The sequence below is a fragment of the Bradyrhizobium sp. 27S5 genome, from assembly GCF_037217225.1.
GTDB lineage: Bacteria > Pseudomonadota > Alphaproteobacteria > Rhizobiales > Xanthobacteraceae > Bradyrhizobium > Bradyrhizobium septentrionale.
In genome coordinates, this window is the sequence record NZ_CP147714.1 from 6228837 (window position 1) to 6254691 (window position 25855).

The 25855-nt window shown below is 63.8% G+C and carries 29 protein-coding genes; 18 read left to right on the forward strand and 11 right to left on the reverse strand.

Going from position 1 to position 25855, the window contains the following annotated elements; all coding sequences use genetic code 11:
• Window positions 1-272: 272 nt before the first annotated feature.
• Window positions 273-1238 carry an IS110 family transposase gene (locus tag WDM24_RS29495; RefSeq protein ID WP_338828278.1) on the forward strand — a complete coding sequence of 322 codons (966 nt, stop codon included), beginning with the start codon at window positions 273-275 and terminating at the stop codon, window positions 1236-1238.
• Between the two features lie 229 nt (window positions 1239-1467).
• On the opposite strand, the gene WDM24_RS29500 is transcribed toward WDM24_RS29495, so the two are convergent.
• Window positions 1468-2610, reverse strand: coding sequence for an epoxide hydrolase family protein (locus WDM24_RS29500; RefSeq protein WP_338828279.1), 1143 nt, complete (start codon window positions 2608-2610; stop codon window positions 1468-1470).
• A 244-nt stretch (window positions 2611-2854) separates the two neighbouring features.
• On the opposite strand from WDM24_RS29500, the gene WDM24_RS29505 reads away from it, so the two are divergent.
• On the forward strand, window positions 2855-3286 hold the full coding sequence (locus tag WDM24_RS29505; protein WP_338691066.1) for a hypothetical protein: 432 nt from the start codon (window positions 2855-2857) through the stop codon (window positions 3284-3286).
• 10 nt (window positions 3287-3296) lie between these two features.
• Here WDM24_RS29505 and WDM24_RS29510 read toward each other — a convergent pair whose 3' ends face one another.
• The 5 genes from WDM24_RS29510 to xoxF5 all read right to left on the reverse strand — a co-directional run bounded on the left by WDM24_RS29510 (window position 3297) and on the right by xoxF5 (window position 8561).
• Window positions 3297-4250 (reverse strand): hypothetical protein, encoded by a 954-nt coding sequence (locus WDM24_RS29510; protein WP_338828280.1) that lies wholly within the window; start codon window positions 4248-4250, stop codon window positions 3297-3299.
• Window positions 4251-4398: 148 nt separating this feature from the next.
• Window positions 4399-4962 (reverse strand): S-(hydroxymethyl)glutathione synthase, encoded by a 564-nt coding sequence (gfa, locus tag WDM24_RS29515; RefSeq protein ID WP_166305414.1) that lies wholly within the window; start codon window positions 4960-4962, stop codon window positions 4399-4401.
• A 34-nt stretch (window positions 4963-4996) separates the two neighbouring features.
• Complete coding sequence (locus WDM24_RS29520) at window positions 4997-6106, reverse strand: S-(hydroxymethyl)glutathione dehydrogenase/class III alcohol dehydrogenase (RefSeq protein WP_029080046.1); 1110 nt, start codon at window positions 6104-6106, stop codon at window positions 4997-4999.
• A gap of 49 nt (window positions 6107-6155) precedes the next feature.
• Window positions 6156-6632, reverse strand: coding sequence for a c-type cytochrome, methanol metabolism-related (locus WDM24_RS29525; RefSeq protein WP_035976611.1), 477 nt, complete (start codon window positions 6630-6632; stop codon window positions 6156-6158).
• Window positions 6633-6755: 123 nt separating this feature from the next.
• Window positions 6756-8561 carry a lanthanide-dependent methanol dehydrogenase XoxF5 gene (gene xoxF5 / locus WDM24_RS29530; protein ID WP_166305411.1) on the reverse strand — a complete coding sequence of 602 codons (1806 nt, stop codon included), beginning with the start codon at window positions 8559-8561 and terminating at the stop codon, window positions 6756-6758.
• A gap of 422 nt (window positions 8562-8983) precedes the next feature.
• On the opposite strand from xoxF5, the gene WDM24_RS29535 reads away from it, so the two are divergent.
• Window positions 8984-9958: a helix-turn-helix domain-containing protein gene (locus tag WDM24_RS29535; RefSeq protein WP_029080049.1), complete on the forward strand. Its 975-nt coding sequence runs from the start codon at window positions 8984-8986 to the stop codon at window positions 9956-9958.
• Between the two features lie 30 nt (window positions 9959-9988).
• Window positions 9989-10405 carry a YkvA family protein gene (locus WDM24_RS29540; protein WP_166305408.1) on the forward strand — a complete coding sequence of 139 codons (417 nt, stop codon included), beginning with the start codon at window positions 9989-9991 and terminating at the stop codon, window positions 10403-10405.
• On the opposite strand, the gene WDM24_RS29545 is transcribed toward WDM24_RS29540, so the two are convergent.
• Complete coding sequence (locus WDM24_RS29545) at window positions 10402-11766, reverse strand: histidine kinase (RefSeq protein WP_338828281.1); 1365 nt, start codon at window positions 11764-11766, stop codon at window positions 10402-10404. The genes WDM24_RS29540 and WDM24_RS29545 overlap by 4 nt on opposite strands.
• 180 nt (window positions 11767-11946) lie before the next feature.
• Here WDM24_RS29545 and WDM24_RS29550 point away from each other — a divergent pair, with 180 nt between their 5' ends.
• A complete protein-coding gene (locus tag WDM24_RS29550) occupies window positions 11947-12567 on the forward strand; it encodes a response regulator transcription factor (protein WP_338828282.1) in 621 nt (206 codons plus the stop codon).
• 30 nt (window positions 12568-12597) lie between these two features.
• On the forward strand, window positions 12598-13437 hold the full coding sequence (gene fghA / locus WDM24_RS29555; protein WP_166305399.1) for an S-formylglutathione hydrolase: 840 nt from the start codon (window positions 12598-12600) through the stop codon (window positions 13435-13437).
• A 198-nt stretch (window positions 13438-13635) separates the two neighbouring features.
• Here the strand turns inward: fghA and WDM24_RS29560 are convergent, their stop codons facing one another.
• On the reverse strand, window positions 13636-14115 hold the full coding sequence (locus tag WDM24_RS29560; RefSeq protein ID WP_338832465.1) for a DUF3280 domain-containing protein: 480 nt from the start codon (window positions 14113-14115) through the stop codon (window positions 13636-13638).
• 175 nt (window positions 14116-14290) lie between these two features.
• Between WDM24_RS29560 and WDM24_RS29565 the strand changes: the two genes are divergently transcribed.
• The 6 genes from WDM24_RS29565 to WDM24_RS29590 all read left to right on the forward strand — a co-directional run bounded on the left by WDM24_RS29565 (window position 14291) and on the right by WDM24_RS29590 (window position 19148).
• Window positions 14291-15472 carry an ABC transporter substrate-binding protein gene (locus WDM24_RS29565; protein ID WP_338828283.1) on the forward strand — a complete coding sequence of 394 codons (1182 nt, stop codon included), beginning with the start codon at window positions 14291-14293 and terminating at the stop codon, window positions 15470-15472.
• Window positions 15473-15486: 14 nt separating this feature from the next.
• Window positions 15487-16455, forward strand: coding sequence for a YVTN family beta-propeller repeat protein (locus WDM24_RS29570; RefSeq protein ID WP_338691073.1), 969 nt, complete (start codon window positions 15487-15489; stop codon window positions 16453-16455).
• On the forward strand, window positions 16452-17273 hold the full coding sequence (locus WDM24_RS29575) for an ABC transporter ATP-binding protein (protein ID WP_224741771.1): 822 nt from the start codon (window positions 16452-16454) through the stop codon (window positions 17271-17273). The genes WDM24_RS29570 and WDM24_RS29575 overlap by 4 nt, the downstream gene beginning before the upstream one ends.
• Window positions 17270-18118: an ABC transporter permease gene (locus WDM24_RS29580; RefSeq protein ID WP_338691074.1), complete on the forward strand. Its 849-nt coding sequence runs from the start codon at window positions 17270-17272 to the stop codon at window positions 18116-18118. The genes WDM24_RS29575 and WDM24_RS29580 overlap by 4 nt, the downstream gene beginning before the upstream one ends.
• A complete protein-coding gene (locus WDM24_RS29585; RefSeq protein WP_338828284.1) occupies window positions 18115-18732 on the forward strand; it encodes a hypothetical protein in 618 nt (205 codons plus the stop codon). Before WDM24_RS29580 ends, WDM24_RS29585 begins: the two co-directional genes overlap by 4 nt.
• Before the next feature lie 119 nt (window positions 18733-18851).
• Window positions 18852-19148, forward strand: coding sequence for a copper-binding protein (locus WDM24_RS29590; protein WP_166305384.1), 297 nt, complete (start codon window positions 18852-18854; stop codon window positions 19146-19148).
• Window positions 19149-19172: 24 nt separating this feature from the next.
• On the opposite strand, the gene WDM24_RS29595 is transcribed toward WDM24_RS29590, so the two are convergent.
• On the reverse strand, window positions 19173-19727 hold the full coding sequence (locus WDM24_RS29595; protein ID WP_338828285.1) for a PQQ-dependent catabolism-associated CXXCW motif protein: 555 nt from the start codon (window positions 19725-19727) through the stop codon (window positions 19173-19175).
• Window positions 19724-20605, reverse strand: a complete 882-nt coding sequence (locus WDM24_RS29600) for a substrate-binding domain-containing protein (RefSeq protein ID WP_166305378.1) — start codon at window positions 20603-20605, stop codon at window positions 19724-19726. Before WDM24_RS29600 ends, WDM24_RS29595 begins: the two co-directional genes overlap by 4 nt.
• A 167-nt stretch (window positions 20606-20772) precedes the next feature.
• Between WDM24_RS29600 and WDM24_RS29605 the strand changes: the two genes are divergently transcribed.
• Window positions 20773-21699: a quinoprotein relay system zinc metallohydrolase 2 gene (locus WDM24_RS29605; RefSeq protein WP_338828286.1), complete on the forward strand. Its 927-nt coding sequence runs from the start codon at window positions 20773-20775 to the stop codon at window positions 21697-21699.
• Window positions 21700-21743: 44 nt separating this feature from the next.
• Window positions 21744-22568 carry a quinoprotein dehydrogenase-associated SoxYZ-like carrier gene (locus WDM24_RS29610; protein ID WP_338828287.1) on the forward strand — a complete coding sequence of 275 codons (825 nt, stop codon included), beginning with the start codon at window positions 21744-21746 and terminating at the stop codon, window positions 22566-22568.
• Between the two features lie 25 nt (window positions 22569-22593).
• Here WDM24_RS29610 and WDM24_RS29615 read toward each other — a convergent pair whose 3' ends face one another.
• The gene (locus WDM24_RS29615) at window positions 22594-22935 is read right to left on the reverse strand and encodes a hypothetical protein (RefSeq protein ID WP_414645635.1); all 342 of its coding nucleotides are present in this window, start codon (window positions 22933-22935) and stop codon (window positions 22594-22596) included.
• Between the two features lie 119 nt (window positions 22936-23054).
• Here WDM24_RS29615 and WDM24_RS29620 point away from each other — a divergent pair, with 119 nt between their 5' ends.
• Genes WDM24_RS29620 through WDM24_RS29635 form a run of 4 tightly spaced genes read left to right on the forward strand, consistent with a single transcriptional unit; the run spans window position 23055 to window position 25851 of the window.
• A complete protein-coding gene (locus WDM24_RS29620) occupies window positions 23055-24017 on the forward strand; it encodes an ABC transporter substrate-binding protein (protein WP_338832466.1) in 963 nt (320 codons plus the stop codon).
• 2 nt (window positions 24018-24019) lie between these two features.
• Window positions 24020-24757, forward strand: coding sequence for an ABC transporter permease (locus tag WDM24_RS29625; RefSeq protein ID WP_338828288.1), 738 nt, complete (start codon window positions 24020-24022; stop codon window positions 24755-24757).
• Window positions 24747-25457 carry an ABC transporter ATP-binding protein gene (locus tag WDM24_RS29630; RefSeq protein ID WP_338828289.1) on the forward strand — a complete coding sequence of 237 codons (711 nt, stop codon included), beginning with the start codon at window positions 24747-24749 and terminating at the stop codon, window positions 25455-25457. The genes WDM24_RS29625 and WDM24_RS29630 overlap by 11 nt, the downstream gene beginning before the upstream one ends.
• A gap of 40 nt (window positions 25458-25497) precedes the next feature.
• On the forward strand, window positions 25498-25851 hold the full coding sequence (locus tag WDM24_RS29635; RefSeq protein ID WP_338691085.1) for a hypothetical protein: 354 nt from the start codon (window positions 25498-25500) through the stop codon (window positions 25849-25851).
• Window positions 25852-25855 lie beyond the last annotated feature (4 nt).

Sequence of the window (25855 nt, forward strand, 5' to 3'; positions counted from 1 at the left end):
GCGACACCCATCAACTCAGATTCGCGGCGCGAACGATGGGTATCGCTGCGCTCCACCCATCCTTGTATTAGCGCGCTGGGTTAGACTGGCCTCGTTCCGTGAGGAATGGCCCAGCTCGGGTGGCCGCCCGGGCTGGGCCGCTGATCGATCGGATCGATACCCATCGAAGCCTTGAAGGCTGTTATTCGTAGCAAGATCGCGATCGGCACTTCATCGGGACCCGCATGGTTGAACGAACTTTAGGTTCGCATCACAAGGGAGGGTCGAGGAAGATGGCCAAGCGTATCACAATCTGTGCCGGAATCGATATTGGCAAACGGAAGCTCGACGTGGCGCTCGACGACGGCTCGGAGCAGCTGCAGGTGGAGAACACGGCGGAAGGTTACAAGACGCTGTTGGAGTGGCTTGGGCGCCATAAGGTCAGGCGAATTGGGATCGAGGCGAGCGGTGGCTATGAGCAGCCGGTCGTCGTCGAGCTGCGGCGCAAGCGGTTTGTCGTCGTGGTGTTCCAGCCGGCGCAAGTGCGTGCCTATGCCAAATACCGCGGGCAGCGTGCCAAGAACGATCGGATCGATGCCGCGCTGATCGCCGCATGCACCGCTGCGGTCAAGAAGATCCACCCGGCACCCGATGCAAGATTGCCGCCCTTGGCCGGGCATCTGACGCTGATCGATCAGATCGGAGAAGATATCGCGCGGTTCAAGAACCGGCTCGAGAGCTGCCGCGACGCGCGTATCCAAAAGCTCTGGAAGGACGACATCGCCCGTCTGGCCAAGCGCGAACGAGTCGAGTTCAAGGCTCTGGTGGCAGCGATCCGCAAGCAGCACGATCTCGCCGCTCGGCTCGACCTGATCTACAGCGTCGGTGGGGCCGGGCTGCCGACTGCGGTCTCCGTCCTGGTCCGGATGCCCGAGATCGGCCAGGTCAGCCGCGAGCAGGCCGCAGCACTTGCGGGCCTTGCGCCTTATGACGACGACAGCGGCGAACACATCGGCGCTCGTCACATCGACGGTGGACGCAAACGTCTGCGCCATGCGCTCTATGCTGCGGCGCTGGCGGCGTCTTTCCGCTGGAATCCGCAGCTCATGGCCCTGTACAAACGATTGATCGCCGCCGGCAAAGGCCACAAGCGTGCCCTGATCGCCTGCGCCAGGAAGTTGCTCATCTTCATCAACACCGTGGTGGCCCGAGCGACCCCTTGGCAAGCTCACTTGCCAGTCGTCGCCCCGGCGACCTGAAGCGTTTCTTTGTTCGATCGGGGCACCGTTTCTTCGTCCCGACCTGCCGTCACAAGGACGCCGCGCACAGCGGCCGTCAAGGATGGCCGTCGCTCAAATGCTGCCACATCCCACCCTCGACAGGCCACGCCTTGATGGCCGCGAGCACGGCGTCAGTCTCAACGGCGATCGGGCAATTCAATCGCACACAACCGAAAGAGCTAATGGTTGCTACACGGCTAGCCTATCGTCAGCGCAGTTTCCTGAAAAACTCCCGGACCTCACCGACAAACAGCTCAGGCTGTTCGAACGCCGAGAAATGCCCACCCTTCGGCATCTCGCTCCAGTGCTGGATGTTGGTGAAGCTCGTCTCCATCCATTTGCGGACCGGCGTGACGATCTCCTTGGGGAACACCGCAACGCCGGTCGGCACGCTCACTCTGTGCAGGGTTCGCTTGCCCGGCCCAAAGCTTTCCCAGTAGAGCCGCGCCGACGACGCGGCCGTCGCGGTGACCCAGTACAGCATCACATTGTCGAGCAGTTCGTCGCGGCCCAGGATGTTCTCCGGATGCCCGTCGCAGTCGGTCCAGGCCCAGAATTTTTCCAGGATCCAGGCCGCCTGCCCGCTCGGCGAATCCGTCAGGCCATAGCCAAGCGTCTGCGGCCGGGTGGACTGCTGTTTGGAATAACCGGAATCCCAGTCGGCATAGTATTTGATGCCGTTGAGCGCGCGGGTCTCCTCCGGCGTCGGCTTCCCCTCGACATTGGGCCGCGTCGACATCGCGAGCGTGATGTGAATGCCGGCGCAGTGTGCAGCGTCCTGACCGCCGATCGCGGTCGTGACCGCGGAGCCCCAATCGCCGCCTTGCGCGAAATAGCTGGCATAGCCGAGCCGTTCCATCAGGACGGCCCAGGCCTTGGCGATCCGGTCGACGCCCCAGCCTGTCGCGGCCGGCTTGGCGGAGAAGCCGAAGCCCGGCAATGACGGGCACACCACGTGGAAGGCATCGGCCGCGCTGCCGCCATGCGCGGTCGGATCGGTCAGCGGCTCGATCACCTTGTGGAATTCGACCACCGAACCGGGCCAGCCATGGGTGATGATCAGCGGCCTTGCCTCCGGATGCTTTGAGCGGACATGAATGAAGTGGATGTCGAGCCCGTCGATCTCGGTCGTGAACTGGCTGAAACGGTTGAGCTGCGCCTCGCGCTGCCGCCAATCATAGGTCTCGGCCCAATAGTGGCAGACCTCCCTGATCCACTGCAGCGGCGCGCCCTGGCTCCAGTCGTCGACCAGTTCGGCCTCCGGCCAGCGGGTCCGGCGCAGCCGGGTGCGCAGATCCTCGAGGACGTCGTCGCTGACGGCGATGCGAAACGGGCTGATGGCGGTAGTCATGGCGTCTCCCCGGGATGCAGACCTTTCCGGGCAAGATAGGGGCGCGCGGGTCGCCGATCAAACCCGCGCCGCGCCATTTACCGCGACCCTAGCCGCCCTCTGCACGAACCCTGCACGACAAACCGCGAATTCTGCACGACAAAATCCATCATCGGCCTCGCCATGTTGTTAAGACGGAGGCTGCGATCGATCGACATCAATCGCGGACGATCGAAGCACTCATGGCGCAGCGCATGGAGCTGATGTGGCACTCTATTTGACGAGCATCATGAACGCCCAGGACGTTCTGTTGAAGCTGGGCGTGCCGCTTGTCGTCATGTTCTTGTCGGGGTGGATCATCATCGGGACATGGGTGAACAGGCCTGGCATCGATTCGTCAGGCTTTTCGCCCGCAGCGTCGTCGGCCCTGTTTTCCCCTATACTCCTCGTCATGTACTTCTTGCTGCTGCAATCCGTCATGCAGGAAGGCATTGCCGCTCACGCGGAGCTCGTCATCTTATACGGCGCGATTTTCGCACCGACATTTCTTCTGCTGCTGCCATTCGCAATCATCTCCCTCGTGCGAGTGCGCCGACGGAGAGCACCGCTCGGCAATGGGCTGCTATGTAGCGCATTCGCGGCCTGGCCGATCTTGCAGGTGGTGTGGATGTGTCTGCTGTTCGGAGAATGGGAATAGATCGGTCAAATTACCTGCCGATCGCGGTCTGCAGCAGCGCCTGGGCCTGTTTGGTGGCCTCTGCGAATGCCGGTTGCTCTGGCGCGTGCTGAACGAAGCAGCGCTTGAAGGCGTCGTCGCCCTGTTGGCGCAAATCGCCGAGCTTGTCATAGGCCTTCTTCGTGATCTCTTTGCGATCGAGCTTCTCGGCCGCCGCGTCGGCCTTCTTGTTGTAGTCGGCACGAATGGTCGCGCAGGCCGGCACCTGCACGGCAGGCGCGATCTCGCCATAGGCGATGTAGAACTTGCCGTTGGCAAGCGCCGCGACGAACACCTCGTCGGCGGCCTCGGGGGTCGAATCCTGGGTGCGGCCGGCCAGGAAGCCGTATGTCAGGGTGGCCGACGACGGCTTGGCGACCGGCAGTTGGTCGAAGTTGATCACCGCGGCATCGGTCGAGATCGCCTGGGTGTAGAGGCCTTCGAACTTCAGAGCCGCTTCGATCTGTTGCGGCACGTTCTTGCTGCCCTTGTCCCACCAGGTCTTGTGCTCGTGCAGCCAGCGGGTGAACAGGGCTTCGGTGGTGACGATGATATGGGCCTTCGGCTCGACGAAGCTCCCGTCGGGGCGCTGCTCGCCGATCTTGCCGCCGTCCCTGCCCTTGTCGGCATCGAAGCGCAGGCCGTCCAGCATGCCGAACCCCATATCGCCCTTATAGAGAGTGTCGAGGTTGAGCTGGGCGGGCGCAAAGCCCGGCCGGGCGGGCTCGGACAGGATTGCGGTGAGCTGCGTCTTCAGCTCGTCGCGCGCCGCCGCCTCGGCCTTGTCGACGGCCTCGCCGGTCTTGCCGTCATTCGCCTGCTTGGCGAATTTGGCGATCGCGGCGTCACGCGCGGCAATGTAGCGGTCTTCCGGCGACGCCGCGTGGGCGTGCGAAAGGACCAGGATCGGGGAAAGCGCGAGGGCAAGGTGGAAAATAAAATGCATGCCCTGTGGTCGCCCGCAGGGCATGCAAGGTTCAAGGTCACGGGTACTACCAGCATACCCAACACCGGCAGCCCTCTGCCGGCGCAGGATCTCGTCAGGCCCGACCGTTCAGGCCGCCTCCACTAGGCTGCCTTGAGATTAGGCTGCCTTAAGCCGCCTTGGAGTTCGCCACGTGGGTGGCGATTGCGTCCATCAGCGGCGGCGACAGGCAATCATAGGGCTCGAGCCCAAGCTCCTTCAGCCGCGACCGGATCCCGGCCATATCGGCCGGCTTGACGCCGGACTCGATCACCGACGAGACGAAAGCGGCAAATCCCGGAGCCGCCGAGCCGGACTCCTGGAACAGCTCGGGGTGGACGAAGTCGAGGCCGTAGAACGGATGGCCCTTGTTCTCGATCCGGCCGTACATGTGAGTGCCGCAGCCCGAGCAGGCGTGGCGCTGAATCACCGCCGCCGTATCGACGATCTTCAGCTTGTCGCCGTTTTCCAGCACGGTGACGTTCTCGCGCGGCACCACCGCGACCACCGAGAAGGTGGCGCCCGAAGGCTTCCAGCATTTGGTGCAGCCGCAGGCGTGGTTATGGGCGACGTCGCCCTTGACCCCGACCTTGACCTTCTTGTCCGCGCATTTGCAGACAAGCGTGCCGCCGGCGAAACTGCCGGAGCCTTGCTTGACGCCGTTGTCGATTGACGGGTGGATATGAACAGTCATTGACCTATCCTCCTAGTGCTTGGTGTTTTGATTTTTAGAACACGACGACCGAACGGATCGACTTGCCCTCGTGCATGAGGTCGAAGCCCTTGTTGATCTCCTCGAGCTTCAGCACGTGGGTGATCATCGGATCGATCTGGATCTTTCCGTTCATGTACCAGTCGACGATCTTCGGCACGTCGGTACGACCGCGCGCGCCGCCGAAGGCGGTGCCCTTCCAGACCCGTCCGGTGACGAGCTGGAACGGCCGGGTCGCGATTTCCTTGCCGGATTCCGCGACGCCGATCACCACCGAGACGCCCCAGCCGCGGTGGCAGGCTTCCAGCGCCTGGCGCATCACGTTGGTGTTGCCGGTGCAGTCGAAGGTGTAGTCGGCGCCGCCGTCGGTCAGGCCAACCAGGTGCTGGACGATGTCGCCGGAGACCTTGGTCGGGTTGACGAAATGCGTCATGCCGAACTGGCGGCCCCAATTGTCCTTGGAGTCGTTGATGTCGACGCCGATGATCTTGTCGGCGCCGACCATCTTGGCGCCCTGGATCACGTTGAGGCCGATGCCGCCGAGGCCGAACACGACGACGTTCGAGCCTGGCGTCACCTTGGCGGTGTTCACCACCGCACCGACGCCGGTGGTGACGCCGCAGCCGATGTAGCAGCTCTTGTCGAACGGCGCGTCCTCGCGAATCTTGGCCACCGCGATCTCGGGCAGCACGGTGAAGTTCGAGAAGGTCGAGCAGCCCATGTAGTGGAAAACCGGCTTGCCCTTGTAGCTGAAGCGCGAGGTGCCGTCGGGCATCACGCCCTTGCCCTGGGTGGCGCGGATCGCGGTGCAGAGATTGGTCTTCTGGCTGAGACAGCTTTTGCACTGCCGGCACTCGGGCGTGTAGAGCGGGATCACGTGATCGCCCGGCTTCACCGACGTCACGCCGGCGCCGACCTCGCGAACGATGCCGGCGCCTTCGTGCCCGAGGACCGACGGAAAGATGCCTTCGCTGTCGAAGCCGTCGAGCGTGTAGGCATCGGTGTGACAGATGCCCGTCGCCTTGATCTCGACAAGGACCTCGCCGGCCTTGGGGCCTTCCAGGTCGAGCTCGACGATCTCAAGCGGCTTCTTTGCTTCGAATGCGACTGCGGCGCGGGTCTTCATCTTGGTCTCCAACAAATATTAAACAGGTTGCCGTTCGCGCCGGACACGCTCACTTCTTGTTGCCCATGCAGGCGTCTTCCGCCTTGGTGTAGGCTTCCGATTTGTCTTCGTGCTTGGCCGGCCGAACACGCCCGGTCGCATCATTGGCGCGGGCGCGCAGGTACACATAGAGGTCGTCCATGTAGCAGGCAACGTTCGGGTTATCGCCGAATGCCGGCATCACGTTCTCCTGCGCCGTAGAGACATTCTTGCGGCCGCTCGCGACCACGCCCATGAAGTCGGCATAACTCATGGTCTTCAGCGAATCCTTCAACGCCGGCGCGTAGGTCGAGCCCATGCCATCGGGTCCGTGGCAGACGTGGCACTCCGAATGATAGCGGCGGTATCCGGAGTAGGTGTACCAGTCCACCGTGCCGTCGGGCGCCACCTTGAACGTCGGGTCTCCATCCTTGTCGAGATACTTGCCGTCCTCGGACTTGACGGCGGTCGGATCACCCGCGTCCTCGGCGGAGGCAACTCCACCCATTGCCACGACAAAGATCGCGGCACTCACAAACCAGATCTTACGCAAAAGCATATCCTCGCGTGCAGATTGAAGACGGTCCGGCGCATGGAGATCGCTCCATGCGCCGGAACGAGCTTGCTCAGCTCACTGCTGCGGCAGCGAGAACACGGTGAGCGTTCCGCCGAGCGCGGTGTAGTTGCTCAGCGCGGCATAGCCACCGACCGCACCGAGACCGGCCGTCGGATCGGTCAGACCGGCCGCGAGGCCGATGCCCGCCCAACCGCCAACACCCGAAAGAATGGCGATGTACTGCTTGCCGCCGTTCTCATAGGTGGTGACGTTGCCGATGATGCCGGACGGGGTCTTGAACTTGTAGAGTTCCTTGCCCGTCTTGGCGTCGACTGCCTTCAGGTAGCCTTCCAGCGTGCCGTAGAACACCACGCCGCCGGCGGTCGCGAGCGCACCCGACCAGACCGAGAACTGCTCCTTGTTCGACCACACGATCTTGCCGGTCTTGCCGTCCCAGGCGATGAAGTTGCCCATGTGGGTTTCACCGGGAGGCGGATACATCGACAGCGTCGCGCCGACATAGGGCTGACCTGCGGTGTAGCTCACCTTGAACGGCTCGTAGTCCATGCAGACGTGGTTGGTCGGCACGTAGAACAGCTGGGTGTCCGGCGAGTAGGCTGCCGGCTGCTCGTCCTTCGAACCGAGCGCCGCCGGGCAGATGCCCTTCACGTTGACGTCCTCGCCGGCCTTGTCGGTCGACGCTGCGTCAAGAACCTTCGGGCGACCATAGGTCGGCGAGCTCTTGTTCATGTCGACGCCGGAGGTCCAGTTCACCTTCGGATCGTACTTCTCGGCGACCAGCAGTTCACCGGTGGCGCGATCGAGCGTATAGCCGAGGCCGTTACGATCGAAATGCGTCAAGAGCTTGCGCGGGGTGCCGTTGATCGATTGATCCGAGAGGATCATCTCGTTGATGCCGTCATAGTCCCATTCGTCATGGGGCGTCATCTGGTAAACCCACTTGGCGACGCCGGTATCCGGGTTGCGTGCCCAGATCGTCATCGACCACTTGTTGTCACCGGGACGCTGCTTCGGATTCCAGGTCGAGGGGTTGCCCGACCCGTAGTAGACGAGGTTCAGTTCGGGATCGTAGGAGATCCAGCCCCAGGTCGCGCCGCCGCCGATCTTCCACTGATCGCCTTGCCACGTCTTCAGGCTCGAGTCCTTGCCGACCGGCTTGCCGAGCTCGGTGGTCTTGTCGTCGACCAGGATCTGGTCATCCGGACCTTCCGAGAAGCCACGCCAGACCTGCTTGCCGGTCTTGATGTCGTAGGCGGTCACATGAGCCTGGACACCGAATTCGCCACCGGAGATGCCGAGCAGAACCTTGTCCTTGACCACCAGCGGCGCGGAGGTGCCGGTCGAGCCCTTGCTGGGATCGCCGTTCTTCACTGTCCATTCCACCTTGCCGGTCTTGGCATCGAGCGCCACCAGCGTGGTGTCGGCCTGGTGCAGGAAGATCTTGCCGTCGCCATAGGCAACGCCGCGGTTGACCGTGTCGCAGCACATCACCGGAATGACGTTCGGATCCTGCTTCGGCTCATACTTCCAGACGATCTTGTTGTCCTGCGAAAGGTCAAGAGCATAGACCTTGTTTGGGAACGGCGTGTGGACGTACATCATGTTGCCGATGATCAGCGGACCGCCCTCGTGGCCGCGCAGCACGCCGGTCGAAAACGTCCAGGCGACCTGCAACTTTCCGACATTCGAAGCGTTGATCTGATTCAGCTTCGAATAGCGCGTATTGGCGTAGTCGCCAGCCGGCATTACCCAGTCTTTCGGGTTCTGCGACATCTTGCTGAGTTCTTCATTGGCATTGGCAGCTCCGGCGGCGAACACCGCCATGGCGCCAAGGCTGGTCGCGTAAAGCAACTTGCGCATCGTGGATTTCCTCCCAGGGTTCAAGAGCTCAAGGGTTTCCGCCGAAACGGCCCCACTTCTTCCATTTTGGTTGCTCAGTCGTAGTCCGATCGAACCCCACTGACTTGCCCAGCAGCGAAGCGCCGTTTGCTCAGAAGCGAAGCTTTGTCAGATTTTTGCGGCCGGGCCCCCAATTGGCAGGAAAGGCCGCCTCATGTTGCAGGGCATCAAACGCCCTCGGTGCCGTTCCAGCGTCAGATGGAAGCGGCCCAAGGTTGCGCTTGACGCGCCCAGAACTAAGTCGGAGGATCACCCGACATTAACCGGGAAGAAATCCCGCCGCCTCCCTAAGCTGTTCAGAATCAGGGAGAAGGCGCATCATCCCGGGCCAGACCTAAGCTCGGTGAGCAGTCACGTTGGGGATCGAATCGGTGGCTGGAAAGATGACCGATACAGTCCATTCACTCAGCACGAACGGTTTGACGCCCAAGCGTCAGATCCAGCGCTGGTCGGATGCGCTCACTGACCTCTGCGGTCAGTTCGACGTCGATGCGCTCGAGGGATCTTCGCTCGAGGGCCGGATCAATTTCACGACGGTCTCGCGATTGAAGCTGTGCCAGATCGAGGCAAGCCAGCACCGGATCGCGCACACCATCTCGCGCATCAAGCTGAGCGAGCACCCCTACATCAAGATCGTGTTCCAGACCCATGGCGTCTCGCATTTCGAGCAGGACGGCCTGCACTTCGACATCATGCCGGGCGACTGCTTCGCCTACGATGTGTCCTGCCCGCATACGATCATCAGCCCGTCCCTGACCCGTCACGAGGTTGTCATCGTGCCGAAGGACCTGCTGAAGGAGCGCGGCTTCCAGCTCTCCAAGATGGCGCCGTGCAAGCTGTCGGCGCGCAACGGCACCGGCCGCATCGCCTATGATTTCGTTCATGCCGCGTTCGGCGAGGCCCCGACGCTGACCCCGGTCAACGCGGTCGGCGTCGCCGATGCGCTGATCGACCTGCTGCTGCTGCCGCTGCGCGAGACCGGCGCCATGTTCGACCGCGGCAGCGCGGAGGCGACCTACGTGCGGGCCCAGGGCTTCATCCGCGAGCATCTGCGCGATCCCGATCTCTGCATCGACCGCATTTCCGCGGCGCTCGGCTGCTCGAAGCGCTATCTGCACATGCTGTTCAGCGATCGCGGCATGACGGTCAGTGATTACATCTGGAAGGCCCGGCTGCAGAATTGCCGGCAGGAGCTGGAATCACAGAACGGCAAGACCATCACCGATGTCGCGTTCTCCTGGGGCTTCTCGAGCTCCTCGCATTTCAGCCGCGTGTTCCGGAAGTATTTTGGCATCGCGCCCTCCTCCGTCCACAAGGGCCTGCACGGCGGCATGCCGGCCGACGTGGTGCTGGAATAGCGTTTCCGCCTGGCGTGCAGGCGTCACGCCATGCTGTCCGCGACCAAACTTTCCTCGATCAAGCATTCACTCAAAACCTGGGCGCGAAACCTCAAACGGGACAGCGTCGCGCTGTATCTCGCAGCGCGTGATCCGCGCGTGCCCTGGTACGCCAAGGCCGTTACGGTCGCGGTGGCCGCCTACGCACTGTCGCCGATCGATTTGATTCCGGATTTCATCCCTGTCATCGGCTATCTCGACGACCTGATCCTGCTGCCGCTCGGCATCCGGCTTGCGATCGCGCTCGTTCCCGACGAGGTGATGGCGGAATGCCGCGCCAAGGCCAGCACCATATTGCAGCGCCCGACCAGCCGGGCCGGCATGACCGCGATCATCGTGCTCTGGATCGCCGGCGCACTGGCGCTTGTCTGGGCCGCCTTCGCATACTTGCCGCGATCCGCCCCCTAGGACGGTGCGGCCTTCGGCACCAGCGCCTCGACCGTCACGCCGTCATCGCCTGAAGTGATATTGAGCGTGCCTCCAAGCGCGAGGATTCGCTCCCGCATGCCGGATAAACCGCGCCCAAGCCGGTGATCCCCGAGCATACCGCGGCCGTTGTCGCGAACCCGCACCAGCGCGCAGCCACGGCTGCCGCGCGGGCCTGCCTGCCGCTCCGCAGGCTCGATCATGATGTCGACTTCAGTTGCGCCGGCGTGGCGGAACACATTGGTGAGCGCCTCCTGGACGATGCGATAGATCGTCAAATCGGCCATCTCGCCGGTCTCGCCGAGATCGGGCGAAATGCAGCTCTCGATCTCCACCTCGGGGTGCGACTCACCCCACATCCGCACCAGCGCGCCAAGCGCTTCCGCAAGCCCGAGCTCGGCCAGTCCGACCGGCCGCAAGCGCTCCAGGATGCGGCGGGTGAACTGCTGGAGCGCATTGACCTGCTCGAGGATGGCATTGCCGTGCTTGCGCAGCGCCGAGGGATCGGGCTTTTCGACCTCCGACAGCCGGTTCAGCGCGGCGGCATGCGCGCGCAGCGCAAACAAATACGGCCCGAACTCATCATGCAGTTCGCGCGCGATCTCCTTGCGCTCGGAATCCTGCAGCGACACCGCGCGTTCGGCCAGCTGCCGCTTGCTGTCCACGGCTTCGCCAAGGGTCGCCGCCAAATGATTCAGTTTGGCACAGATTGCCGCCAATTCCGGCGATCCGCCGGGCTCGACGCGCGCATCATAATCCCCGGCCTCGATGCCGGTCATGGCCTGCGACAGGGCCTCCAGCGGCGCAAGCGCACGGCCGACCACCAGCATCGTGACGAGAAGCAGCGCCACCGCAATCGCGGAGCCGACCTCGAGCTGGGTGACGATGCCGTCCCAGATCTCGGCCATTTCATCATCCGGATGCGAGGTGATGACCAGCGATTGCGGCTTGCCGTGAACCGAGATCGGCACCCGCACCGAGGTCTGCTCGGGATGCACCAGCGCCACGAACCACTCGGGCGGGGCGCGCGGATCGCCGGCCTCCTCCGCCCGCTCCGCCGGCTTTGCGGTCGCGTCATCCTGCCGCGAGATGCTGACATGGCGCAGCCGGCTCAAATCCTCGACGATCTGATCGAGCCGCGCATCGGGGTCCGGCGCCTCGTCGAGACCGGCCACGATCGTCGCGACAAACTCGCGCGCCAGCCGGATCACGCTCTGGTCCTCGGCCTGGACACGCGGCCCGGCTTCCAGTACGAGCCGCGCAATATTGATGCCCAGTCCAAGCGCCAATATCAGCGCCAGCAGCAGGTTGATCCGTGCGCGCAAGGATAGCTTTTGCCACATGACGTTGCCCCCGACCCGCGATCCCTCCTCCGAGAGGATCGTTGACAGCCAAATTTGCCCGGCTATCTAATCGCAGCCTATCGCAATCTCGCGCGAGGTGCACAAGCGGCCGGAACCGACGTGTCCTGGTGCAAACCGATGTGATGATGAGTGAGCCAAGGAAGGCCGCGGAACAACGCCATGCGCATTCTGATTGTTGATGATCATCCCATCGTCGCCTCGGGTTGTCGCACCGTGTTCGCCGACGATCCCGAGATCATCCTGCTGGAAGCCGCGGATGCCGAGAGCGGCGAACGGGCTTTCGTCGCTGAAAAGCCCGATCTCTGCGTGATCGACATCAACCTGCCGACGGTCTCCGGCTTCGAGCTGGCGCGCCGCATCCTGTCGCACGATGCATCCGCGCGCCTCATCATGTTCAGCATGAACGACGACCCGGTGTTCGCCGCCCGCGCCATCGATATCGGCGCCAAGGGCTACGTCTCGAAGACCGGCGATCCCAACGACCTGGTGGAGGCGGTGCGCGAGGTCGGCAATGGCGGCGTCTATTTGCCGCCCGCGATCGCACGCAATGTCGCCTTTGCGCGGCCGGGCTTTGCGCAGAATCCGCTCTCCAAGCTGACCTCGCGCGAGATGGAGATCCTGCGCCTGCTCAGTTCCGGCAAGAGCCTGTCGGAGATCGCCTGGCTGGTGCATTCGTCATACAAGACGGTCGCGAACACGTCATCGATCATGCGCCAGAAGCTTGGCGTGCGCACCTCGGCAGAGCTCGTGCGGCTCGCGATCGAGAGCGGCGTCGCCTGACGCAGCACTCCAACCCAGAGGAATACGACAATGCAGACGGTTTCCCAGAACAAGTCGCATGGCGGCACGCAGGGCGTGTACCGGCATCCAGGCCGCGAGACCAGGACCGACATGACCTTCTCGGTGTTCGTCCCGGAGCATGCGGCCGGCGCCAAACTGCCTGTGGTCACCTACCTGTCGGGCCTGACCTGCACGCACGCCAACGTCACCGAGAAGGGTGAATTCCGCCAGGCATGCGCCGAACTCGGCCTGATCTTCGTTGCGCCCGACACCAGCCCGCGCGGCGAAGGCGTCCCCGGCGATCCCGCCAATGCTTACGATTTCGGCCTCGGCGCGGGCTTCTATGTCGATGCGACGGAGCAGCCGTTCGCCACCAATTACCGGATGTGGAGCTACGTCACCGAGGAATTGCCAAAGCTGATCGCCGAGCATTTTCCGGTCGACACGACGCGGCAATCGATCCTCGGTCACTCGATGGGCGGCCATGGCGCGCTGACGGTGGCGCTGCGCTATCCGGATCGCTATCGCGCGGCGAGCGCGTTTGCGCCGATCGTGGCGCCGTCGCAGGTGCCATGGGGCAACAAGGCGCTCGGCGGCTATCTCGGCAGCAACAAGCAGGCGTGGCGAAAGCACGATGCGGTGGCGCTGATCGAGGACGGCGCCCGCTTCTCCGATCTGCTGGTCGATTACGGCGATGCCGACGGGTTTCTCACCGAGCAGCTGCGGCCGGAGCTGCTGAAAGCCGCATGCGAGAAGGCCAACATTCCCCTCACTCTGCGGCGTCAACCGGGCTACGACCACAGCTACTACTTCATCTCGACCTTCATGGCCGATCATCTGCGCTGGCACGCCGCGCGGCTGAAGGCGTGATCATCACTTAGGACAACGCCGGTCCATCTCCGTCACCCCCGCGCAACGGCTTTGCCGTTGTCGCTGGAGGAGCCGCGAAGCGGCGTCTCGAAGGGTCGACGGCCCCGACTTTCTCCGCGCGGCTGTAGGTGGGCCGTTCATCCTTCGAGACGCGCTACGCGCTCCTCAGGATGACGGGGAAAAATCCGTGCGCGCGAGCTACCGTGCCTGCGGCGCGCCGTAATTCGGCGCGAGCAGGCGGTTGCGGACGAGGTAATTGGTGGCGCGCGACCAGGATTCGTCGGTATTGCCGCGCATGTCGGCGCTCGCCGCGGCTAGCAATTGCCCGCTATGCACGTCGCGCAGATAGAGATTGATGTTGAGGATCAGGTTGGAGACCTTCTGCACCACGCCTGTCATCACGAGATCGGCGCCCAGCTCGCCGGCCAGCTTCACATCGCACCCGCCGCAGGCCTGAAGATTGCTGCCGTGTGCCGCAGCATTGACAGGCGAGATGTCGAGCACCCGGAACCTACCTGATTCCGCGAGCTCCTTGCGCACCTGGTCACCGGTCCGGAGCAGCCGCGCCTGCTCGTCAGTCCGCGGCCCGTTGACCTCGCCTTGCAGGCTGGTGTCGATCATCTCGAGGTCGAACACCGCGAGCCTGGGCGGCTCGGCGCGCGCGGCCGCCGCAGACATCACCAGCAATGAGACGACGAAGGCGAACGTTGATCTCATGATTGTGAACCAATCGAATTTGTAACCTCGCAACGACAAAAAGCGGGGTTGCAAGCTAGGCCAATTCGGTCATCTTGCACGTCAACGCATGGTCCGACAACGCCATGCCCGGTGAAGAAAGACTGCGGGAGGAGTTATGTTCCGATGGCTGATCGGCACGATCGCGCTCAGCATGATGACGACCGGAGCGCTGGCGGCTGATCCCGTCGAGGTCCATATCGGCTATCTCGGCCACGCCGGCGTCAAATCGACGCTCTCGCTGCTCGACCAGCCGGCCGATAATGACGGCATCGCCGGCGCACGGCTTGCGATCGAGGACAACAATACGACCGGAAAATTCCTCAACCAGCGCTTCGTGCTCGACGAGGTCAAGGTCAAGGACAGCGACGACGTCGCCAAGGTCGCGACCGATCTCGCCGGCCGCAACGACTACATCATCACCGATCTGCCCGCCAATGCCCTGCTCAAGGTCGCTGATGCGCTACGCGAGCGCGGCACCGTGCTGCTGAATGCAGGCGCGATCGACGATCGGCTGCGCGAGCAGGACTGCCGCGGCAACGTCATCCATGTCGCCCCGACCCGCTCGATGCTGGCCGACGCACTTGGCCAGTACCTGGTGTGGAAGCAGTGGAAGCGCTGGCTTCTGGTGGTCGGATCGCACGATCAGGACAAGCTCTATGCCGACGCGCTGCGCCGTGCCGCCACGCGTTTCGGCGCCAAGATCGTCCAGGAACGGACATTCGAGGACACCGGCGGGGCACGCCGCACCGACTCTGGCGTCACGCTGATCCAGCGCCAGATGCCGGTGTTCACGCAGCAGGCGCCGGCTTACGACGTGCTGGTCGCGGCCGACGAGAGCGAGGTGTTCGCGAACTATCTGCCTTACCGGACCTGGGACCCGCGGCCGGTGGCGGGCTCGGCCGGCCTGGTGCCGACCAGCTGGGACGCGGCGCATGATCAATGGGGCGCCGTCCAGATTCAGAACCGCTTCATCAAGCTGAACATGCGCCGCATGACGGCGATCGACATGCAGGCATGGACCGCCGCGCGCATGATCGGGGAGGCCACATCGCGCACCAATTCGGGGGACCCCAAGAAGGTCATCGCCTTCCTCAAGGGTCCGGATTTCTCGATCGCCGCCTTCAAGGGCACGCGATTGACCCTGCGAAACTGGAATCTGCAGCTGCGCCAGCCGATCCTGCTGGCCGATGGTCGTATGGTGGTCTCGGTCTCGCCGCAGGAAGGTTTCCTACATCAGGTCTCCGAACTCGACACGCTCGGTGTTGACCGGCCTGAAACGAAGTGCAAGCTGCAGTGAAGGAGAACCAACTTATGTGGCGCCGCTGTCTGTTGACCGGGATGCTGATTTGGCTTGCCGCGGCGCCGGCATCCGCTTTTGTTGCCTATGTCTCCAACGAAAAGGGCAACACGGTCACGGTGATCGACACCACGAGCTGGACCGTGACAAAAACCATCAAGGTCGGCCAGCGGCCACGCGGCATCGAGTTCTCACGCGACGGCAAATTCGTGATGGTCGCGGTCGGCGATGACGACACGATCCAGGTGATCGACACCAAGACCCAGGAGATCGTCGACACCCTGCCCTCCGGCCCCGACCCTGAACTGTTCGCCCAGGATGCCGCCGGCAAGACCATGTATGTCGCCAACGAGAACGACAACACGGTCACCGTGATCGATCTCGAGAAACGCGCCCGGATCGGCGACATCCAGGTCGGCGTCGAGCCCGAGGGCATGACGATCAGCCCGGACGGCAAGATCCTGATCAACACCTCCGAAACCACCAACATGGCGCATTTCATCGACACGGCGACGCGCCAGATCGTCGCCAATGTGCTGGTCGATTCGCGGCCGCGCTTTGCCCAGTTCAAGCACAACAGCTCTGAGTTGTGGGTATCGTCCGAGATCGGCGGGACGGTGTCGATCGTCGATCCCGTCAAGCACGAGGTGACGGGCAAGATCACCTTCGAGATTCCGGGCCTGCGGAGCGAGGCGATCCAGCCGGTCGGCATCGGCATGACCAAGGATGACAAGACGGCGTTCATCGCACTTGGCCCTGCCAACCGCGTCGCGGTGGTCGATGCCACCAGCCACAAGGTGATCAAATATCTCCTGGTCGGCCAACGGGTCTGGCACATGGACTTCACCCCGGACGAAAAATATCTGCTGGTCACCAACGGCGTCTCGAACGATGTCTCGGTGATCGACGTCGCGGCCCAGAAGGTGATCAAGACCATTCAGGTCGGCGAACTGCCCTGGGGGATCACGATCGCGCAGCCATGACCGCAACCGACGCCCATATCGCGAGCCAGCCCTCGCCGGACTCAGCCCCCGGAGCAGAAGCGGCCGTGCAGCCGGCACTGTCGATCGGCAATGTCAGCCACAGCTACGGGCCGCGGCGCGCCCTGATCGATGTCAGTTTCACGGTCGCACCGGCGAGTTTCACCGCGCTGCTGGGCCTCAATGGCGCCGGCAAGAGCACGCTGTTCTCGCTGGTGACGCGGCTGTTCGGCATCCAGAACGGCCAGATCAAGATCTTCGGCCACGACATCAGTCGGACGCCCGGTGAAGCGCTGCGGCTGATGGGCGTCGTGTTCCAGCCGCGCACGCTCGATCTCGATCTCTCGCTGACGCAGAACCTGCTCTATCACGCCGCGCTGCACGGCATCTCGCGGCGCGAGGCGCGGATGCGCAGCGCCGAGGTGCTCGGCCGCATCGGCCTTGCCGACCGCGCCGGCAGCAAGGTGCGCGACCTCTCGGGCGGCCAGATGCGGCGGCTCGAGATCGCCCGCGCGCTGCTGCACCGTCCCAAGCTGTTGCTGCTGGACGAGGCCACCGTCGGGCTCGACGTCAAGGCGCGCGCCGACATTCTCGACCATGTCCGGCAGCTCGTCACCGAACAAGGCATCGGCGTGCTCTGGGCAACCCATCTGTTCGACGAGATCATGCCGAACGACGACCTCGTCGTGCTGCATCAGGGCAGGATGCTGGCGCACGGCCCGGTGTCGCGCGTGATCGCGGAGGCCGGCGCCCAGGACGTCAACACCGCGTTCATGCGCCTGACCGGAACGGCCACACTTTCGGGGAGACCGCCGTCATGAGCAGTACGACGGTGACGCCCGAGCGAAGCGGCTTCTCGCTGTCCGAATACATCGTCTGCCTGAACGGCATAGTGTGGCGCGAGGCGCTGCGTTTCCTACATCAGCGCGAGCGCTTCGTCTCGGCGCTGGTCAGGCCGCTGGTCTGGCTGTTCATCTTCGCCGCCGGCTTCCGTCAGGTGCTCGGCATCTCGATCATCCCGCCCTATGAGACCTACATCCTCTACGAGGTCTATATCGCGCCCGGCCTGATGGCGATGATCCAGCTCTTCAACGGCATGCAATCCTCGCTGTCGATGGTCTATGACCGCGAGATGGGCAACATGCGCACGCTGCTGGTCAGCCCGCTGCCGCGCGGCTACCTCCTGTTCTGCAAGCTGCTCGCCGGCACGGCGGTCTCGCTGCTGCAGGTCTACGCTTTCCTCGTCATTGCGTGGTTCTGGGATATCGCGCCGCCGACGATCGGCTATCTCACTGTGCTTCCGGCGCTGGTGCTGTCGGGCCTGATGCTCGGCGCATTGGGCATGCTGATCTCGGCCAGCATCAAGCAGCTGGAGAATTTCGCCGGCGTGATGAACTTTGTGATCTTCCCGATGTTCTTTGCATCGTCGGCGCTCTACCCGCTGTGGCGCGTGCAGGAAGGCAGCCCGATGCTGTATTATGTCTGCCAGTGCAATCCGTTCACCCATGCGGTGGAGCTGATCCGGTTCGCGCTGTATGGCAAGATGAACTGGGTTTCGCTCGCGGTGGTCGGCGGCTGCACGGTGGTGTTCATGATCGGCGCGATCGTGGCTTACGATCCCTCGCGCGGCCTGGTGCGCCGCGGACCCGGCGGAGGCGAGGCATGAGAGGTCTGCGAATCGGACTGGGCGCGCTGTGCGCGATGGTTCTGTCGAACCAGGCCGCATCCGCCGCGGACCCGCGCTATCCGGACTGGCCTTGCGCACAGGCCAAGGTGCCCGAGATCTCGCTCGCCGCCGTCTGGGCCGGGCCGCCGCTGGGCGATGCCGAGACCAAATGGAAGGACGATCCGAAGATCAGCGCACTCGCGGCCAAGCTCGCGGCACGCCGCATTCCGCTGGAGGACGCGCAGAAAGAGATCACCGAGTTCCTGTCGGCCGCCGCGGCCGACAAGGCCAATGCGGGAAAGCTGCTGTTCGCGGGCCTGTTCAACACGCTCAACGGGCAGCGGGCCTCGGTGATGAACGGGCTCGAACGCGTGATGCGCAAGCAGCGGGAGGCCGCGGAAAAGATTCGCGCCGATACGCTCGCGCTGCAGGCACTGCAGGACGCCACACCGCCGGATCAGGCCAAGGTCGATGAGCTCGGCAATCAGCTGGTCTGGGAGACGCGGATTTTCGAGGACCGTGGACGCGTGGTGCGATTCGTCTGCGAGGTGCCGACCACCATCGACCAGCGCCTGTTCGCGCTGGGTCGGATTATTCAGCAGGAGCTGGATTGAGCCCTGCGACCGATCGCCCCGGCGGTCGTTGACATATCTCCCGGGGCGCGGCGCCGATCCGGAACAAACTGCGCGCTCCGCTCGTTGTCTCCTACTAGATCTGAAGTTGGGAGGCCTCGATGAGAGCAGCCAAGATCGTCATGACCGGCCTTGCGGCCGCGAGTCTGGTCACGTCAGCGGCTTTGGCCCAGCAACCCATGTCGGGAATGGTCACCAAGATTGACCGATTAAGCGGAACCATTTCGATCCAGCAGACACAGAGCGGTACCGTCGGCGCGGCTGGCGGCGCGATCCAGGAATACAAGGTACCCAAGGGACAGTCGCTGGAGGAGCTTCACGCTGGCGACAAGGTGACGTTCACCACCGCGGACGGCGACGGAGGCAAGACGATCGGCAAGCTCGACAAGCAGAAGTAGCTCGCAAACCGCGTGAGGGCGGGCTCATTGCTCGCCGTCGCGCGGCTCGGGCTCCGCATCCGCCAGCGGCAGTTTGGCGCGCCCCCACCCGTCGGTTCCATCCGGATACCACGCCACGTTGCGGTAGCCGTAAGACAGCACGCGCTTGGCGGCATTCCACGACATCCAGCAATTCTCCTGGCAGTAGATCACCAGCAGTCTCGCCTTGTCGTCGCCGGAGGCGCGGGTCAGTGCGCGTCGCAGATACGTTTCCGTCGGCGCGGCGAGCCTGCCGTAGCCGGTGTCGGGCAGCCAGATGCTGCCGGGGATATTCTGATGCGGCCGCTCGCGCCACACCGTGCCGGCGGGCAGATTCGGCTTCGGCGCGCGCGGCAGCACGTCGACGAAGGCGCCGGATTTCTCGCGCCAGATCGCTTCCGCTTCCGCGGTCGTGAGCACCTGTGCGCCGGCAAGCGTTGTCGGCACCGGCGCGCGATAGTCCTCGGTGCGATAGCCCTCGGGTTCTGCGGGATGGTCCTGCGCGCGGACAGGCGAAGCGGCGACCAACATCACCGCAAGCATGGCCGCAAACCTGATCATGGCGACTTGGTTGCGGTCTCCGGCCCGATCGGACGGTCGTTCTCGTCGAGCAACGGAACGCCGTAATCGAGCAGGATCTTGTTGATCGCCGGCTGGTTCTCCTGGATCAGGCGATTGAGCTGCCGCTTCCAGTTCTGATCGGACCCACGCACGCCCATGCCGATGCGATAGACAAGCTTCGGTCCCGTGGTCTCCTTGACCAGCGGCGTGATATGCAGCGGCGGGTTCGCCTTCTTGGCGTAATAGCCCGCCATCGGTCCCCACAGGATGCCGGCGTCGATCTCACCCTTGGCGAGATCGTTCATCATGGCCTCGGCCGACGAATCGTAGCGCGTGTCGATCATCAGCGGATAGGGCTTGGCGTTGCTCATCAGACCGTTGATGGCCATGTTGGTGGCGGGCGGCGTTCCCGCAACGATACCGATATGCTTGCCCTTTAGCCGCGCGTCCTCGAGCGTCGTGACCTCGTCGAGCCCGCTGCCAGGCTTGGCGACGATCGCATAGGCCGTGCGATAGTAGGGATTGGTGCCTTGCGCGAGGTCATCGCCTTGTGGAAATCCCATGATCACGTCGCAGCGATGCGCCGCGAGCGTCATCCGCACGAAGCCGGTCGCCTGCGGAAAGAACATGTAGTCGAGCTTCTTCTGCAGTTTTTCGGCAAGCAGCTCGCCGAGCTTGTTCTCAAAGCCCTCGCCCTTTTCGTTCGAGAACGGCAGGTTGCGTGGATCGGCGCAGATGCGCAGCACTTTGGCATCGATCAGCTCGATGGAGAGTTCGCCCTGATCATTGACCTGCGCGTGCGCGATGTCGCGCCCGGCCAGACAGGCAATGAAGCCTGCAAGCGCGAGCAGAACAGGACGGTATCCGGCAATTCTCATCACGCGGTCTCCTCTCGAACGGACGCTTCGCCGTCATCCAGCAATTGCAGGGCGTACCATGACGTGCAACAGGGATAATGATCGCGACAGCGCCGCGTTGCTTGTTGCAGCGCAAACTGGCGCGCGACGACATTGATCGCGCGTCCCGGAGAAACTGAGGCTGAAACATGGCTCATGGCGGTTCGGTGCTTGCGCTGCTCCTGATGCTTTGGGCGCCGACCATAGCGTGGGCGCAAGAGGCGGAATTGCCTGTGAGCGAAGTCGCCCCCGGAATATTCGTTCACACTGGGGTCATTGCGTTGATGACGCGCGAGAACGAAGGCGCCATCGCCAATGTGGGATTCGTGGTCGGCGACAGCGCCGTCGCCGTCATCGACACCGGCGGCAGTGTCCGCGAAGGGCGGCAATTGCTCGCCGCGGTCCGCAGCCACACCGACAAGCCGATCCGCTACGTGATCAACACCCATGCGCATCCCGATCACAGCTTCGGCAACGCGGCCTTCGTGGGCGACGGGACCAGCTTCGTCGGCCACAAGACCCTGCCCCGCGCGCTGGCGACGCGCGGGCAATTCTATCTCGACGGCTTTCGGCGCACGATGGGCGACGCGTTGATCGACGAAGTCAGGATCATTCCCCCGACCGTGCTGGTCGAGGACACGCTGAAGCTCGACCTCGGCGGACGCAGCCTGACGCTGAAGGCGTGGCCGCCGGCGCACAGCGACAACGACCTCACCGTGCTCGACGAACAAACCCAAACCCTGTTCGCCGGCGATATGGTGTTTCTCATCCATATTCCCGTGGTCGACGGCAGCCTCAAGGGCTGGCTGCGTGCGCTTGACGACCTCCCGGCGATTGCCGCCGAGCGCGTGGTTCCCGGTCACGGCCCCGTGAGCGCATGGCCTGCAGCGCTCGCCGACCAGCGGCGTTATCTGGGCACGCTGGCCACAGACGTGCGTGCGCTTCTCGCGAGCGGCAAGCCGATCACGGCAGCTGCCGAGCATGCGGGGGAAGCCGAGCGGCCGCGCTGGCAATTGTTCGACGATTACAACGCCCGCAACGCAACTGCAGCATTCTCGGAAATTGAATGGGAGTAGCTGTTGGTCCTATAATGACGCAGCTCGCATAGGATATCGCGAACATGCCTCGACATCGCGTCCGCCTGCTTTGCATCGCCAGCCTGCTCACGATCACGCTGGGCACATCGGCTGCGCCCGCCGCCGAGGCCTATGATCCCTGGCCAGGCCTCGTCCAGGACATCTTCAGCAACCGCCCGATGAACGACGGCAGCGACGTCGTCGGCATCGAGATGCCGGCGCGCGCGGAGGATGCCGCGATCGTTCCGGTGACGCTGCGTACCAAGCTGCCGCCCAGCGACAGCCGCCGCGTCGTCGCGATCACGCTTGTCATCGACGAGAACCCGGCGCCGATGGCCGCGAAGTTCACGCTGGGGCCGAGCGCCAACGTCACCGAGATCTCGACCCGCGTCCGCGTCAACAACTACACCAATGTGCACGCCGTCGCCGAGCTCAGCGACGGCAAGCTCTATGTCAGCAAGGTCTATGTCAAGGCATCCGGCGGCTGCTCGGCGCCGGCCGGCAAGAACGTCGAGGAGGCGAAAAACCGCCTCGGCCAGATGCGTTACCGCCAGTTCACGAAGTCCGAACAGGGTCCGGCGACCAGCACGCGGGAAGCCCAGATCATGATCGGGCATCCGAACAATTCGGGCCTGCAGATGGACCAGGTCACGCAGCTCTATATCCCGGCCTTCTTCGTCAACGAGCTGCACATCTGGCAGGACGACAGTCCGGTGCTGGCGATGGAGGGAGGAATCTCGATTTCCGAGGATCCCAATATCCGCTTCACCTACGTCTCGAACGGCGCAAAACTCTTCCGTGCCGAAGCCAAGGACACCGACGGGCACGTCTTCGAGCACGAATGGAAGGTCGAGAATCCCGGGACCTGAGGCACCGTCGATCTCACTATAGACGTTAGAAGCACCTGACTTCGGCCTCGGCCTGGGCGCGCCTGAGGTCATTGAGGGCGTTCGCGGCCTGCTCGGACGAGCGGAACTGGCCGCCCAGATTGCCGCGCACCTGCGACATGCTCAGCACGGTCTCGGCGGTGATGTAGCGATCATAGGGGATGATCGATGCGACGACGTCGATCGAGCAGGAACATTGCTCGATCGACTGCCGGCTTTCGCCATTGGCCTTCATGCAGCCGAACACATATTCCGCCCGCGCCGAGGTCGGATAGTCGTTGACCTCCTGGGCCCGCACGCTGATGGCCGTCCCGGCGAGCACCCAGACGGCGACAATCGGTCGTAGCATGCCAGCTCCTGCCATGGTCCTGCTTCCTCTTCTCTTCGCGCAAGCTATGCTATGGATGTTGATCAGAAAAGAAAACATTCGGGGAAGTGGCACAAGAAACGATGATCATCTCTGTTCGCATGGTGTTGGCTGCGGCGGTCCTGGCGGTCATGCAGTTCGGCACCTCGTGCAACGCGGAGACCATCCGCATTGCAGCGCAGAAGACCGGAACGCTGGCCTGGGAACTGGCCGTCATTCGCTCCCATGGCCTCGACAAGAAGGCGAATCTGTCGATCGACGTCACCGAGCTCGCCAGCCCCGAGGCCGGCAAGATCGCGCTGCGCGCCGGCTCGGCCGACGTGATGGTGTCCGACTGGCCCTGGGTGTCGCGGGAGCGTTCGCTCGGCGCCAAGCTGCAGTTCTATCCCTATTCGAGCGCGCTTGGGGCCGTGATGGTCCCCGCCGCCTCGCCACTCAAGACGCTCGCGGACCTCAAGGGACGCAAGCTTGCCGTCGCCGGCGGCGCGATCGACAAGAACTGGCTGCTGCTGCAGGCCGCGATGAAGCAGGACGGCGTCGACTTGAAGTCGCAGTCGACCATCGTCTATGGCGCGCCGCCGCTGCTTACGGCCAAGACGCTCGACGGCGAGATGGACGCGACGCTCAACTACTGGAATTTCTGCGCCGCGCTTGAAGCCAAGGGCTTCCGCCGTCTCGCCGGCATGGAAGAAATCCTGCAAAAGCTCGGCAGCAAGGGCCGCATCGCAATGATCGGCTACGTGTTCGACGAAGCCTGGGCCAACGCCAACAGGGATCTGGTGGCTCGTTTCATCGCCGTGACGCGCGCAGCGAAGCAGATCCTGGCAACCTCGGACGCCGAATGGGATGCGATCGCGCCGCTCACCGGTGCGCAGGATGCCGCAACCCTGCATGCCTATCGCGACCGCTACCGCGAAGGCATCCCGCGTCGTTCGATCGCGGACGAAGAAGCGGATGCGCGCGTACTCTACCGGGTGCTGGCGCAGCTCGGCGGCCGCGATCTGGTCGGCACGGCAACCGAGCTCGATCCCGGCACATTCTATCAAGCGATCCCGGGAGACTAGCGGTGCTGCGTCTCCTGTCCTTCGCGCTATTCATCGCGACCTGGTGGATCGCCTCGCTGCTGATCGGCGATGCGAAGCTGCCGGCACCGCCGGCGGTGCTGTCCGTGCTCGTCGCCGAAGCCCGATCGGGGGCGCTGTTCGTCAATCTCGGTGCAACGCTGGCGCGCGTCGCGCTGGCCTTCACGCTCGCGATGGCGCTCGGCTCGGCGATCGGTTACCTGATGGGCCGCGTCTCGCTGGCCAACCGCCTTGGCGACCCCTGGCTGATCCTGCTGCTCAATTTGCCGGCACTCGTCGTCATCGTACTTGCCTATATCTGGGCCGGGCTGACCGAAGTCGCCGCGATCGTGGCGATCGCCATCAACAAGCTGCCGACCGCCGTCGTCACGCTACGTGAGGGCGCCCGCGCGCTCGATCCCGCGCTCGACGAGATGGCAACGGCGTTTGCCTTGCCGCGCGGCCGCGCCTTCCGACATGTGATCCTGCCGCAGCTTGCACCCTACATTGCGGCCGCGGCGCGCTCGGGACTCTCGCTGGTGTGGAAGATCGTTCTGGTCGCCGAATATCTGGGCCGGCCGAACGGCGTCGGCTTCGAGATCGGCGTCGCCTTCCAGCTGTTCGATATCCCCTTGCTGCTCGCCTACTCGCTGAGCTTTGCTGGTGTCGTTCTCGTCATCGAGACTCTGCTGGTGCAGCCGTTTGAAACCAGGCTAACGCGGTGGCGGGTCCGTGCAGCTTGAGGTCAATATCACAGGCAAGAGTTTTGCGAGCGCGGCCGGGAAACGGCACGACGTGCTCGACAACGTCACCTTCACGTTGAACGCCGGCGAGGTTGGCGTGCTGTTCGGCCCGTCGGGCTGCGGCAAGAGCACCCTGCTCAGGATCCTCGCCGGGCTCGACGGCAACTACCAGGGCCACGTCGCGCGCTCGCCCGGCATGCGCCTCGGCATGGTGTTCCAGGAGCCGCGGCTGCTGCCCTGGCGCACCGTCGAGGAGAATGTGCGGCTGGCCGCACCTCACGTCGACGACAGCACACTCTCGACGCTGTTCGAGGTGCTCGAACTGACCGTGCACCGCAACCATTTCCCCGGCGAGTTGTCGCTCGGCCTCGCCCGCCGCGTCGCGCTCGCCCGCGCCTTCGCCATCGAGCCGGATTTCCTGATCCTCGATGAGCCGCTGGCCTCGCTCGACAATGCACTCGCGGGGCGGCTGCGCGATCAGATCGCGACTCTGGTGGCAAGCCGGAAGATGATGACGCTCCTGGTCACCCACGATCTCGACGATGCAGTCCGCCTCGGCGACCGCCTGTTCTTCCTGTCGCCGCGGCCGGCGCGTATCCTTCACGTCGAGACCATCGCCGCACCGCGCGCGTCGCGCGATGATGCCCAGATCGGAGAAATCAAGCGGCAGCTCTCACAGTTGGACCTTGCAAATATGTGAGACGCCGTCATCCTTGGACAAAGCGTAAGGGAGAAATTGGATGTCGCGCGCGTTGATTGCTGCTGGGGTTGCGTTGCTTGTGCTGCCGGGCGCGGTGCTGGCCCAAAGCAAGGGCAAGGGCATCCGGCTGTGGAATCTGACCAGCGCCACGATTTCGAGCTTCGAGCTGTCGCCGGCGGGCAAGAACGAGTGGGGTCCCAACCAGACGCTCAATGACAAGGACAAGGAAGTCGACCACGACGAGCGGCTGCGCATCACCGGCGTCGAGCCCGGCCGCTTCGACGCCAAGGTCGGCTACAGCGGTGCCAAGCAATGCTTCGTCCGCGACATCGAGATCAGGGCCGACGCCGTGTTTTCGGTTTCCGACAAGGACCTGAAGGACTGCAACAAGTAGAGCG